Here is a 12,724-nt window from a genome sequence, read left to right as displayed (position 1 = left end):
TAAAGGATACATAATGAGTAGCGTAGATATTCTGGTTCCCGACCTGCCTGAGTCCGTAGCTGACGCAACGGTTGCCACCTGGCATAAAAAACCGGGCGATGCGGTTGTTCGTGACGAAGTGCTGGTAGAAATCGAAACTGACAAAGTGGTACTGGAAGTACCGGCTTCAGCGGATGGCATTCTGGACGCGGTGATTGAAGACGAAGGCGCCACCGTGCTTTCCCGTCAGATCCTCGGCCGCCTGCGCGAAGGTAACAGCGCGGGCAAAGAGTCCGGTGCGAAAGCTGATGCTAAAGAGTCGACTCCGGCCCAGCGTCAGCAGGCTTCTCTGGAAGAGCAAAATAACGATGCGCTGAGCCCGGCAATCCGCCGTCTGCTGGCGGAACACAGTCTCGACGCGGCAGCCATTAAAGGCACCGGCGTTGGCGGCCGTCTGACCCGCGAAGACGTTGAGAAACACCTGGCGAAAGCGCCGGCGAAGGCGGAGGCCCCGGCCGCAGCGCCAGCCGCTGCTCCGGCTCCACAGCTGGGCAATCGCTCTGAAAAACGCGTGCCGATGACCCGTCTGCGCAAGCGCGTTGCCGAGCGTCTGCTGGAAGCGAAAAATTCTACCGCCATGCTGACGACCTTCAACGAAGTCAACATGAAGCCGATTATGGATCTGCGTAAGCAGTACGGCGAAGCGTTTGAAAAACGTCACGGTATCCGTCTGGGCTTTATGTCCTTCTACGTGAAGGCTGTAGTGGAAGCGCTGAAGCGCTACCCGGAAGTGAACGCCTCTATCGATGGCGATGACGTGGTGTACCACAACTACTTCGACGTCAGCATGGCGGTCTCTACGCCGCGCGGCCTGGTAACGCCGGTTCTGCGCGATGTCGACCTGCTGGGCATGGCGGATATCGAGAAGAAAATTAAAGAGCTGGCAGTAAAAGGCCGCGACGGCAAGCTGACCGTAGACGATCTGACCGGCGGTAACTTCACCATTACCAACGGCGGCGTATTCGGTTCACTGATGTCCACGCCGATCATCAACCCGCCGCAGAGCGCGATTCTGGGTATGCATGCCATTAAAGATCGCCCGATGGCGGTGAATGGTAAGGTAGAAATTCTGCCGATGATGTACCTGGCGCTCTCCTACGACCACCGTCTGATCGACGGACGTGAATCGGTAGGCTACCTGGTAGCGATTAAAGAGCTGCTGGAAGACCCGACTCGTCTGCTGCTGGACGTGTAGTCAGCAAGAGTATTACCTACCGTAGGCCGGATAACGCGCCCTGGCGCCGTTATCAGGCCTACAGGTTTAAAGATAATTATTCCCTGAAGGATGGACTGAACACATGAACTTACATGAATATCAGGCAAAACAACTTTTTGCCCGCTATGGCTTACCGGCGCCGGTGGGTTATGCCTGTACTACTCCGCGTGAAGCAGAAGAAGCCGCTTCTAAAATCGGCGCGGGTCCGTGGGTAGTGAAATGTCAGGTTCACGCTGGTGGCCGCGGTAAAGCGGGCGGTGTGAAGGTAGTAAAAAGCAAAGAAGACATTCGCGCATTTGCTGAGCACTGGCTGGGCAAACGCCTCGTCACCTATCAAACAGATGCGAACGGCCAGCCGGTTAACCAGATTCTGGTTGAAGCCGCGACCGATATCGATAAAGAGCTGTACCTGGGCGCGGTAGTTGACCGCAGCTCCCGTCGCGTGGTCTTCATGGCCTCCACCGAAGGCGGCGTGGAAATCGAAAAAGTGGCGGAAGAGACTCCGCATCTGATCCATAAGATCGCCCTCGATCCGCTGGCGGGCCCGATGCCTTACCAGGGTCGTGAACTGGCGTTTAAACTGGGTCTGGAAGGTAAACAGGTTCAGCAGTTCACTAAAATTTTCATGGGCCTGGCGACCATTTTCCTTGAGCGCGACCTGGCGCTGATCGAGATCAACCCGCTGGTTATCACCAAACAGGGCGATCTGATCTGCCTCGACGGCAAGCTGGGCGCTGACGGCAACGCGCTGTTCCGCCAGCCGGATCTGCGCGAAATGCGCGACCAGTCGCAGGAAGATCCGCGCGAAGCGCAGGCTGCGCAGTGGGAGCTGAACTACGTCGCGCTGGACGGCAACATTGGTTGCATGGTTAACGGCGCGGGCCTGGCGATGGGTACCATGGACATCGTTAAGCTGCACGGCGGCGAACCGGCTAACTTCCTTGACGTTGGCGGCGGCGCAACCAAAGAGCGCGTCACTGAAGCGTTCAAAATCATCCTCTCTGATGACAACGTAAAAGCGGTTCTGGTTAACATCTTCGGCGGTATTGTACGCTGCGACCTGATTGCCGACGGCATCATCGGCGCGGTTGCCGAAGTGGGCGTTAACGTACCGGTAGTCGTACGTCTGGAAGGTAACAACGCCGAACTGGGCGCGAAGAAACTGGCTGACAGCGGCCTGAATATTATTGCAGCGAAAAGTCTGACGGATGCAGCTCAGCAGGTTGTTGCCGCAGTGGAGGGGAAATAATGTCCGTTTTAATTAATAAAGACACCAAGGTTATCTGCCAGGGTTTCACCGGTAGCCAGGGCACATTCCACTCTGAACAAGCCATCGCTTACGGTACGCAAATGGTCGGCGGCGTCACCCCGGGCAAAGGCGGCACCACGCATCTGGGCCTGCCGGTATTCAATACCGTTCGCGAAGCGGTCGAAGCCACCGGCGCAACCGCATCCGTCATCTACGTTCCGGCGCCGTTCTGCAAAGATTCTATTCTGGAAGCTATCGATGCTGGCATTAAGCTGATTATCACCATCACCGAAGGTATCCCGACGCTGGATATGCTGACCGTGAAAGTGAAGCTCGACGAAGCGGGCGTGCGCATGATCGGGCCGAACTGCCCGGGCGTGATCACTCCGGGCGAATGCAAAATCGGCATCATGCCGGGCCACATTCACCAGCCGGGTAAAGTGGGCATCGTTTCCCGTTCCGGTACCCTGACCTATGAAGCGGTTAAGCAGACCACCGACTACGGCTTTGGTCAGTCCACCTGCGTGGGCATCGGCGGCGACCCGATTCCGGGATCCAACTTCATCGATATCCTGAAACTGTTCCAGGAAGATCCGCAGACCGAAGCGATTGTGATGATCGGTGAGATCGGCGGTAGCGCGGAAGAAGAAGCGGCCGCTTACATCAAAGATCACGTGACCAAACCGGTTGTCGGCTACATCGCCGGCGTGACCGCGCCGAAAGGCAAACGTATGGGGCACGCGGGTGCCATCATTGCGGGTGGTAAAGGGACGGCGGATGAAAAATTCGCCGCTCTGGAAGCCGCTGGCGTGAAAACCGTTCGCAGCCTGGCCGATATCGGCGAAGCGCTGAAAACCGTCATTAAGTAATAAGTAAAAAAACAGCCCTGACTTTCTGCATGGTCAAGGGCTGGTCCAGTTTCGACATGGTTGGCCATCTGATGATGGCCTTTTTTTTGCCCGTAACTCAGCTCTCCGCCAGCGCTTTCAGCCAGCGAATCCCGCTTTCTGGTGAGGTCATGACCGGTACCGGCGGGGCAGGGAGCTGCTGCAATACCCGGGCCATTGAGGCTTGCGCCAGCATCACTACATCCGCCTGGCTAAACGCGCTTTGTAGCCCTTCACTGACGATTCGGTCATGGGTATCCATATCGCCTGCCAGCAGTGCGTGAAAAGCCTCTTCCATTAATATGGGGGTAATGGCGCGCGGCTTACCGCTCTCCTGTACTTTGCGCTGGACGTAATCCAGCGTCGGCTTTAGCGTGGTCGCTACGGTTGCCAGCACGGCGATACGCTCGCCTTTTTCAATCGCTTCTTCGACCATCGCGCTGTCAATACGGGCGAGCTGAAGCGGCGTCAGAAACTGGCACTGTTCCACCGCCGTGCCAATAGAAGAGCAGGCGGTAATGAAAATATCGCAGTCCGCTTTTTCGGCAATATGCACGTAGTCGGCGATGCGGGCGGCAATATTCGGCGTTACCCCTCCGGCCTTCATTACCTGCTTGATCATGGATTCTTCCACCAGATGCATGACTTCCACTTCCGGCATGATATCGGCAATCAGCTGCTGCATCATCGCGAGCGTCGCTGAACTGGTGTGCAGCATAGCGATCTTTTTCATTGGGCTATCTCCTTAAGCAAATTTTCTGCGACGGCCTGCGCCGCGTCGTGATCTTCCTGTGCCGATAGCCCGCCTACCGCGACGGCGCCGAGACATTTACCGTCGTACAGAAGCGGAACCCCGCCGGGCAGGGCGGTAAAATGCGGATCGGCAAAGTAACTGATGTCCAGCTGCTCTTTTTGCAGGCGCTGTAAAAATGCCTGCGTGGTACAGCCGAGGCGACTGCTGGTATGCGCCTTGCGCTGGGTAAGTTCAATGGTTAACAATTTGGCATTGTCCATCCGCGCGAAGCTGAGCAGCTCCCCGCTGGCGTCGCACACCGCTACGCTTAGCGGGCGCTTTGCATAGCAGGAGTCAGCGAGGTCAAGCGCGAACGCTACGGCGCGTAAAGCCTGTTCCAGAGTGAGAGTCGTCATGGTGATTATCCTTTTGAAAGATGTTCAGAAACGGTTTGAGCGGGGTTGTTCGCGGCGGCCTGCGCCTGTCGGGCGTCCTTTTTGCGCCAGTAGTTCGCCAGCAGCGAGCCGCTGACGTTGCCAAGCGGAGTCATCACCGCGGAAGCAAGGCCCACTGTTGCCAGCTTGCCCATCGCGGCGGCAAGCCCCGACGCCATTCCGCCGTTTTGCAGTCCGACTTCAAAGGCCACGGTACGGGCGGACTGTACGTCCATGCGAAAGATCCAGCGACTCATCAGATAACCAATCAGGAAACCGCCGAGGTTATGCATCAGCATGGCGAAACAGAGCAGGAAGCCGACCTGCACCAGGTTGTCGCGTCCCGCAGCGGCGGCGGTGGTCGTGAAGAAAATAATCCCTATCATCGAGATAGTCGGCATGATTTTCTTAATACCTTCAACGCGACCATACAGCCAGTTGTAAAACAGCGCCCAGACGAGACCGCCAGCCACGAAGTTGACAACCACGGCGTACATTTGCGCTTCGGCGCCGGCGCTGGCGAACAGCGTGTTCCAGCCTCCGGCGCTCATATACAGCAGCCACAGAGCGCCGAGCCCGGCCAGTCCCTGCACAATACGGCGGCCGCGTATACTGGCGTAGGTTTTCAGGTAGTCGTGTAAGATCGCCGCGCCGATCGGGATGAGCACGATTTTCACCACGTCCATCACCATTGCGGTCAGCTGAATATCGATCATCGAGCCCGCCAGCAGGTTAACCCACAGCGGCGTCATCACCGTGGCCGCCAGGGTTGATACTGCCGCTATCGATACCGCCAGCGCCAGGTTAGCGTTGGCGATGTAAACCATCACCGTCGAAGAGAGGCCGCTGGGACACGCGCCAATCAGCAGGATGCCCACCGCGACTTCCGGCGGAAAGTTGAAGACCAGGGTAATGGTCAGGCCGAGCAGGGGCATAATGACAAAATGGCAGAAGGTACCGATAAACACCGCCCACGGCATTTTGGCGACATCGATAAAATCCTGGATCGTCAGCTTGGTGCCCATGCTGAACATAGTGGCCTGGATGACCAGGAAAACGATCCATTTATGGGTGATGTTAAAGCCGCCCCAGACGATCAGATCCGTAGACCAGGTCATCGCGGCAACGAAACCGGCGATGATCCACAAGGTAAACTGATAGCTGCGTAACCCCGGCCAGTATCCTGCTCCCGCCGCAAAACCGGCGGTGAACATCACCAGCCCAGGCTGCCAGAGCGCGGGTGAATGCATCAGCGCGCCAACCGCCGCCAGGGCGGCGCCGGCGATGCTGACGCCGAGACCGGTTTTGTGAATAACAGTGGTCATAGTCATAGCGAAATGTCCTTTCTGTTGTTATTGCTGCCGGGGGGGAATAGATAACATTTGCCGCGCAATGTCGGGCGTGGCGACTTTCTTATCCATGCTGCGAATCAGGGTGGCGAGTTTGGCGACCTGCTGATAGTTATTCTGGGCTTTTTCTTCCGCGCTTAAATAATAGCTATCCTCGAAGCCAATTCGAACCTCGCTGGCGCCCATGGCGACTGCGGCAGCGATAATGTCGAAATTCTTTCTGCCAAAATGCGTTATTCCCCATAAGGCCTCGCGGGGGAGCATGCTGCGCATGGCAATTAATGTATCAATCGTGGCGGGAGTAGTGCCGCGATGCCCCAGTACAATATTAAACAGCATCGGGGTTTTGAATTTGATATTTTCCTGCAGAGCCAGGATGTTATTAATCATGCCAATTTCGAAAACTTCAAATTCGGGAATTATGTTATGCGCGATGATTTGTCTTGCACAATATTCGACGTCCGGGCCGGGATTAAAGTAAACGGCATCGCCAAGGTTAACGGAGCCGACGTTAAGCGACGCCATCTCCACTCCTGAGCAGGCCAGGGGCGCGCAGCGTTCGGTGATGGACAGCGAAGAGACGCCGCCGGTAGAGGCCTGAATTATCAGGTTTGAATGGCGCATCACAGGGTCGATTGTGGCCTGAAAATCGACGGTGTCCGGCGTCAGACGCCCCTGCTTATCACGGACGTGCAGATGAACAATCGCCGCGCCATATTCTACGCTGGCGAGTATTTCCTGCGCCAGTTCTTCGGGTATAACTCGAGGGCAATCCGCGGCAACGGGTGCCAGCGAGATAATAACGGTATCCGACATATTTTCCTCCGGTACAGAGAGATTAAAATTACAGGTAAGGCGTTATCCAGCGTAATGATTCAGGGCCTGATGTTGAGGGTTGATATTCACAACCAATCCAGCCCTTGTAGTTCATTTTTTTAATAAAATCGAATAACCATGCTTCATTTAATTCGCCGGTCCCAGGTTCATGGCGATAAGGAACGGAAGCAATTTGAATATGTTTGATAAGCGTAAAGTAGCGTTCAATATTTTTGGCGACGTTGCCGTGAATTTTCTGGCAGTGATAAATATCAAACTGTAAACCGATATTGTTCCTGGCGACCTGGTCAATGATTGCTGCGGCCAGCGGAAAGCTATCAATAAAATAGCCGGGCATATCCTGCGAGTTTAATGGTTCAATCAGCACGTCTATTTCCGCAACAGCCAGCACATCGCAGGCGATACGCAGCCTGTTGCGCAAGAGCTCAAGCTGGGCCTGATGCGTCAGAGCATCGCAGCGCAAGCCCGCCATAACGTGAACCCGGCGGCAGCCCAGCGCCGTGGCATAATGACGAGCCCGCTCCAGACTGCGGTGAAACTCCTCTTCGCGCCCGGGTAGCGCTGCCAGCCCGCGTTCACCCTGAGACCAGTTGCCTGCCGGAGCATTCATCAGCACCAGCGGTAGAGACGTTTGCCGCTGTGCCGCCTGCAGCTGTTCCAGCGGGTGTTGCCAGAGAAATAGCCCTTCAATGCCGTGAAAACCGGCCGCTTTTGCCGCCAGGAAACGGGCCGCTATCGGTAAATCGGTAAATAGCCAGTCGAGGTTAGCCGCGAGCTTCAGCATGATGCGCATCCTCCCGGCTATCTACCAGATGCAGTTTCACCCCCTGGCTGGCAATAGTATGTTGCGCATCCTCCGGTAGCCGGTTATCAGAAACAATATCGGTCAATTGCTCCAGCCCGCAGATATGGAACATGCCGTATTTGCCAAATTTACTGCTATCGCAGACCAGTACCCGACGCCGGGAAACGGTGAGCACCGCCTCCTTGACCGAGGCTTTCCCTTCGCTCGGCGTTGACATCCCGCGTTCGGTATCCCACGAAGAGGAGCTCAGAAACGCCACGTCAATATTAATGGTGCGAAGAAAGCTGGCAGCGCTTTTACCAATGCTTGAGCGGTTGCGCTGGTCCACCAGGCCGCCGGTGTGATAGAGCGTGATATGCGGCATATCCATCAGGTAGTGGCTGATGGAAAAGTCGTTGGTGACGACCGTCAGGTTAAAACAGCGGCTGGCGGCCACCGCTTTCGCCACTTCAAACAACGAGGTGCCGGCATCGAGGTAGAGCGTTTGACCCGGCTCGATGAGCATCGCCGCCAGCTGGCCCATTTTGCGTTTTACTTCATGATGCAACTCCGCTTTCTCTCGCCACGGCAGCTCGGATTTAAGCAGGTTATTAAGCTTCACGCCGCCGTTAATGGCGATAACCTTGCCTTCTTCTTCCAGCAGCTGAATGTCGCGGCGTACCGTCATATGCGACACGCTCATCAGCTCCGCCAGTTCATTGAAGGAGGCGGCGTTTTTTTCATGCACGTAGCGGTAAATAAAGTCGCGCCGTTGTTCCGGGATCATCATCGCACCTCAGGCCTGTCGGGATTGTTCGAGTTCGGCCACCGCTGCTTCTGAGAGCGGGACATAGCCGAGCGGTTTTAAGGTCAGCCAGATACGGGCGCTGTCTTCCAGTTCTTCGGCGTTAAACACCGCCTCGCGCAGCGAGCGACCGCTCACTACCGGCCCGTGGTTGGCCAGTAGCGCCGCCGTATGGTCTGCGGCGATGTCACTGAGCGCGCTGGCAATGCCCTCGTGTCCGGGTTTGAAATAGGGCAGCAGCGGCAGCCGTCCGACGCGCATCACGTAGTACGGCGTTAGCGGCGGCAGGCAGTTTTCCGGCGTGGCGCACGGTAGACAGGAGAGCGCGGTCAGCCACGGAGAGTGCAGATGTACTACGGCCCCGCAGGAAGGCCGGTGGCGGTACCACGCCAGATGCATAGGGACCTCTTTTGACGGCTTATCGCCGCTGAGATGCACGCCATCGGCATCCAGTCGACTCAGGGTGGCGGCCTGCAGTTCACCCAGACAGGAATTGGTTGGGGTCACCAGATAGCCGCCGTCCGGCAGCTTCACGCTGAGATTGCCGGAACCGCCGCTGCTGTAGCCGCGCATAAACAGCGAGCGCCCATAGTGGACCAGTTGTTCGCGGAGTTGGTGTTCACTCACCGGATTCATGATGGATACTCCTGGGCCGTAAAAAAGAAATCTTCGTCGCCAAAGTTGCCTGACTTCAGGGCCAGCGCCAGGCCGGAGGAGAAGACCCAGGGTACGCCCGGCGCGATCGCTCTGCCGACGGCCAGGCGCTTCACCTGTAGCGCTTCCACGACGGTGCCGGAGGTTTCTCCGCCAGCGACAATAAAGGTGTTGACGCCTGCGGCCAGAAGTTTGGCGCTCAGCCGGGCGAAAGTGCGTTCGATTGCCCGACTGGCGGCCTGTTCGCCGTATTCCTGCTGAATGCGCTGTAGCGCCTCTGGCGGCTGGGTGGCATAAAGTAGCGGCGCGAGCGGGTCGCTGATATGCGCCATCGCCCAGGTAGACAGCTCGTCGCTGTAGCTTTCGGTATCCGACAGGCAGCGGGCAACGTCAAGCAAACAGGATGCCGCCTGGGCTTTATAGCGGTTGACCTGGCGGTTGCTCATCGTCGAACAGCTGCCGGAGAACACGACTGCTCTGGCGGGAGAGGGAAAGCGGTGCGGCGACGCAACAGGATGACCACCAGCGTTAGCGGCCAGCGCGCCGCCGAGACCGGAACCTCCGGCCAGCAGCGGATACTCCTGCAGCGCCTGAGCCAGGGTATGGAGATCGGTGCCGTCCAGCGTATCGACAATCACATGGCGCGTCCCTTCAATCTGATAGCGTGCTAAGGCGTAAGTGACCGCTTCCACACCGCTGCGAATCGTATTGAGAGCAATGTGCCCAACCGGGCTGGCCGTCTGCGCGGCCAGCAGGCGCGGTACGCTGGCATCGGTCATCGGATTTAGCGGATGTTTTTCCATACCGGATTCGTTAAGCAGCACCCCGTTCACAAACAGATGGCCGTGGACCACCGTGCGCCCATTTTGCGGCAGAGCGGGGCAGTGAACGATTAGCGGGGCCTGAATGTCGTTCATCAGCGCATCGCTTACCGGGCCGATGTTGCCCGCCGGCGTGGAATCAAAGGTTGAGCAATACTTGAAATAGAGCTGGTGGACGCCGGCGTTTTGTCTAAGCCAGCGGGCGCAGGCCAGGGACTGGGCGACGGCCTGTTCTGCCGGTAAAGCGCGGCTCTTCAACGAGATGACGATAGCGTCAACCTCTTCGTTCCAGCACTGAGTGATATCGGGCATGCCGGGCAGCAGCGCGACTCGCCAGCCCTGTTCAGCCATAAAGCTTGCTATATCCGTTGCGCCGGTAAAATCGTCGGCGATAACGCCTGTAGTGACGGCCATGGATCCACTCCGTTCAAGTTGTTTTCACATTGAACCTATTATTCAGGAGGGCATTTCACATTCACATGATGATTCTCACAAACAACAACATCACGAAAACGCATGGTATTTTTATAACTGTATGAAATATAACAATTAATCATTTGTCGGTCAGAAATTTGTGCTCACAGTTTTCTGTGAAGATTCGTTAAAGTTTGAGAACGCTGGCCGCCTGAGCGCGGGCAGCTCTCAGGCATCGTCCTCCTGAACCGGCGTAACGGTTGTGCATTTTGATCATATTCATCTGTTTAAATGAGATTATTTTTTGCGTCAGTCATCATCCTTTTTATCCGTAATATTTTGCATATTAACCGCTTGCAAAAGCTTACGGAGAATAAGATGGCGGAAAATAAAAGGGATAATGGCATCGTTTTTTTTAGTTCGTTAACAGATGTTTTTTCGCGGGCAACGGGGCTGACGGCGACGGTTATTAAGGTAACCGACGGTCGCTTGCCCGATTGCTATGTGGGGGCAGAGTTCTTTTCCCTACCGCTGGTTCAAAGCAATAAAATATGCGGGTATATTATTTTTGACCATCGAGCAGCAACCGATAATAATCATCGCTCGGCGGCGATAAGGCTACTGCATTTCATCGTTAGTCATTACTCAGCGATGGAAGAAGCAGAGGAGGAAGGTGCGAGACAGGCGCGACAAAAGAGCACTTTTTATTATGCGCAAAAATCGCCGCATGAAATAAAACTGGCGGCTGCGCTGCGCTATATTGATGAACATTTATATGATGAGCTGTCTCTGGAATCTGTTGCCGCCCATGTTTGTCTCAGCGCTAACTACTTCAGCCGTTTTTTTAAAAAGCGTCAGGGCGTAAATTTTAAGGTGTGGGTCAATCAGAAGAAAATGCAGCGTGCCGGAGAGCTGCTCGGGGACCCGGCTAATTCCATAGACAGCGTGGCGCGTAAGCTTCAGTTTGCGCAAACCAGCTACTTTTGCCGGGTGTTCCGCGCTGCTCACCGCACGACCCCCCAGTCGTTCCGCGAACGGAACCTCTGGAGATCTTCACCTCGCATCGGTTAGCCTCGAATTCAGGCTAATACAGATTTTTCCTGGAGCATTCATAATGTGTGCCCGATCGCGGAATTTTTCAATTATGCCCATGGCCAGGTAATTAATTCCCATTGGCTCTCTTCATGTCTTCGCTAATAAACAAGTTAACGTGAAAAAATATTGACAACTTAATGCTTTTAATTGTGCAGCAATCACGTTGTTTAAATTGTCTTTATTGTAGCGCCTGGGTATCATTGGTTATTATTTGATCAGTGATAGTATGCATTAATCATGGAATAGATCAATGACACCTGACGGTAAAATAAAATATAACACCGGGGGCTAACCTGATGTCCTTGCGCGCTTTTTTTATCTATTAAACAATTTTTGCACGCCGTAAATGGAAGACGTTATGAGAGGAAAAATACCGAAAACTGAATTACTGGTGACTTTTGAGGTTGTGGCTCGCCATGAAAGTTATACCCGGGCAGCGGAAGAGTTGGCTTTAACACAAAGCGCCGTGTTCCGACAGGTCACGGCGCTGGAGGATTTCCTCCATACGTCATTATTTAATCATGCTAAAAAAAGGATTTTTTTAAATGAGGCCGGCAAGCATTATTTGTCTATCGTTAAAGAAACGTTGAACAAACTGGAGCGTGATACCAATTCGATTATGACCTGGCAACCGACGGTGCAGGTTCTTGAACTGGCCGTTAATCCCACCTTTAGCACCCACTGGCTGATCCCCAACCTGCGCGAGTTTAATAAATTAAATCCTGACATCATCGTTAATATTCATTCGCTGGCCAGCATGAGTGATTTTCTGAGCCGCGAGTACGATGCCGCCATTATGCGCGAGGATTTTTGCTCGCCGTGGTCTGAAGTGGAGTATCTGTTTGAAGAGGAAATTTTGCCGGTGTGCGGCTGCGGACTGCTGTCGGAACCCGGGCAAAAGCTGGCGGTGGAGGAGCTGCTGGGCGAATTTCCGCTGCTGCATCAAAGCACGCGGATTCACGGCTGGCAGGAGTGGTTTGCGCTGTCGAATATCACCAGCCCGCAGATCAACATCGGTCCACGTTTCGATCTGCTCTCGATGCTGATTGCGGCAGTGCGTTCAAATCTGGGAGTCGCGCTACTGCCGCGTTTTGCCATTCAGCATGACCTGGATAGCGGTGAGATGGTGATCCCCTGCGATGTGCCGATTCGTACCGGTAACCGTTTTATTATGACGTGGCAGGAGGATAAAACGGAATCCCGTCATTTGCAGGTATTTCGCGACTGGCTGCTGCAAAAATCGGTGGTGTCGGCTGCCTGACGGTGCTTTGCCCGGGCTTCCGGCCCGCAGACGGCGGTGAACCCGTAGCCCGGGCAAGGCGCGTTGAGCGCCGCCCTCGGGAGCAGCGCGCAGAAACCCCCCAGTAGAGAGCAGAGTCGTTGAACTCCCCGGAGGCGATGCTGCGC

General features: G+C 55.3%; 13 protein-coding genes. 5 read left to right on the top strand and 8 right to left on the bottom strand.

Annotated elements, in window-relative coordinates; genetic code table 11:
* The first annotated feature begins 13 nt into the window (after positions 1 to 13).
* The 3 genes from odhB to sucD all read left to right on the top strand — a co-directional run bounded on the left by odhB (position 14) and on the right by sucD (position 3,373).
* Positions 14 to 1,234, top strand: a complete 1,221-nt coding sequence (odhB, locus tag ABLV12_RS20655; RefSeq protein ID WP_004100284.1) for a 2-oxoglutarate dehydrogenase complex dihydrolipoyllysine-residue succinyltransferase — start codon at positions 14 to 16, stop codon at positions 1,232 to 1,234.
* Between the two features lie 103 nt (positions 1,235 to 1,337).
* Positions 1,338 to 2,504 carry an ADP-forming succinate--CoA ligase subunit beta gene (gene sucC, locus ABLV12_RS20650; RefSeq protein WP_004100286.1) on the top strand — a complete coding sequence of 389 codons (1,167 nt, stop codon included), beginning with the start codon at positions 1,338 to 1,340 and terminating at the stop codon, positions 2,502 to 2,504.
* The gene (gene sucD, locus ABLV12_RS20645) at positions 2,504 to 3,373 is read left to right on the top strand and encodes a succinate--CoA ligase subunit alpha (RefSeq protein ID WP_004100288.1); all 870 of its coding nucleotides are present in this window, start codon (positions 2,504 to 2,506) and stop codon (positions 3,371 to 3,373) included. Before sucC ends, sucD begins: the two co-directional genes overlap by 1 nt.
* Before the next feature lie 97 nt (positions 3,374 to 3,470).
* On the opposite strand, the gene ABLV12_RS20640 is transcribed toward sucD, so the two are convergent.
* Genes ABLV12_RS20640 through otnK form a run of 8 tightly spaced genes read right to left on the bottom strand, consistent with a single transcriptional unit; the run spans position 3,471 to position 10,222 of the window.
* On the bottom strand, positions 3,471 to 4,124 hold the full coding sequence (locus ABLV12_RS20640) for an aspartate/glutamate racemase family protein (protein WP_023329450.1): 654 nt from the start codon (positions 4,122 to 4,124) through the stop codon (positions 3,471 to 3,473).
* Positions 4,121 to 4,540, bottom strand: coding sequence for a heme-binding protein (locus ABLV12_RS20635; RefSeq protein ID WP_064351948.1), 420 nt, complete (start codon positions 4,538 to 4,540; stop codon positions 4,121 to 4,123). Before ABLV12_RS20635 ends, ABLV12_RS20640 begins: the two co-directional genes overlap by 4 nt.
* 5 nt (positions 4,541 to 4,545) lie before the next feature.
* Positions 4,546 to 5,889: a bile acid:sodium symporter family protein gene (locus tag ABLV12_RS20630; protein WP_016807950.1), complete on the bottom strand. Its 1,344-nt coding sequence runs from the start codon at positions 5,887 to 5,889 to the stop codon at positions 4,546 to 4,548.
* A gap of 21 nt (positions 5,890 to 5,910) precedes the next feature.
* Complete coding sequence (locus tag ABLV12_RS20625; protein WP_064397484.1) at positions 5,911 to 6,723, bottom strand: 3-keto-5-aminohexanoate cleavage protein; 813 nt, start codon at positions 6,721 to 6,723, stop codon at positions 5,911 to 5,913.
* 28 nt (positions 6,724 to 6,751) lie between these two features.
* Positions 6,752 to 7,528, bottom strand: coding sequence for a TIM barrel protein (locus ABLV12_RS20620; RefSeq protein WP_064397486.1), 777 nt, complete (start codon positions 7,526 to 7,528; stop codon positions 6,752 to 6,754).
* Positions 7,509 to 8,318: a DeoR/GlpR family DNA-binding transcription regulator gene (locus tag ABLV12_RS20615; RefSeq protein ID WP_172598502.1), complete on the bottom strand. Its 810-nt coding sequence runs from the start codon at positions 8,316 to 8,318 to the stop codon at positions 7,509 to 7,511. Before ABLV12_RS20615 ends, ABLV12_RS20620 begins: the two co-directional genes overlap by 20 nt.
* 6 nt (positions 8,319 to 8,324) lie before the next feature.
* Positions 8,325 to 8,969: an aldolase gene (locus ABLV12_RS20610; RefSeq protein WP_004111456.1), complete on the bottom strand. Its 645-nt coding sequence runs from the start codon at positions 8,967 to 8,969 to the stop codon at positions 8,325 to 8,327.
* Entirely contained in the window at positions 8,966 to 10,222 is a 1,257-nt protein-coding gene (gene otnK / locus ABLV12_RS20605) for a 3-oxo-tetronate kinase (RefSeq protein WP_348867302.1), read from the bottom strand. Before otnK ends, ABLV12_RS20610 begins: the two co-directional genes overlap by 4 nt.
* Before the next feature lie 378 nt (positions 10,223 to 10,600).
* Here otnK and ABLV12_RS20600 point away from each other — a divergent pair, with 378 nt between their 5' ends.
* Together ABLV12_RS20600 and ABLV12_RS20595 are read left to right on the top strand one after the other, a co-directional pair.
* Entirely contained in the window at positions 10,601 to 11,293 is a 693-nt protein-coding gene (locus tag ABLV12_RS20600) for an AraC family transcriptional regulator (RefSeq protein ID WP_348867301.1), read from the top strand.
* Positions 11,294 to 11,675: 382 nt separating this feature from the next.
* Positions 11,676 to 12,578 (top strand): LysR substrate-binding domain-containing protein, encoded by a 903-nt coding sequence (locus tag ABLV12_RS20595; protein ID WP_004100304.1) that lies wholly within the window; start codon positions 11,676 to 11,678, stop codon positions 12,576 to 12,578.
* Positions 12,579 to 12,724: the final 146 nt, after the last annotated feature.

The organism is Klebsiella sp. CN_Kp100 (genome assembly GCF_040065315.1).
Taxonomy (GTDB): Bacteria; Pseudomonadota; Gammaproteobacteria; order Enterobacterales; family Enterobacteriaceae; genus Klebsiella; species Klebsiella oxytoca.
Note: the sequence above shows the minus strand (reverse complement) of the source record. Positions and strands in the feature narration are given on the sequence as shown.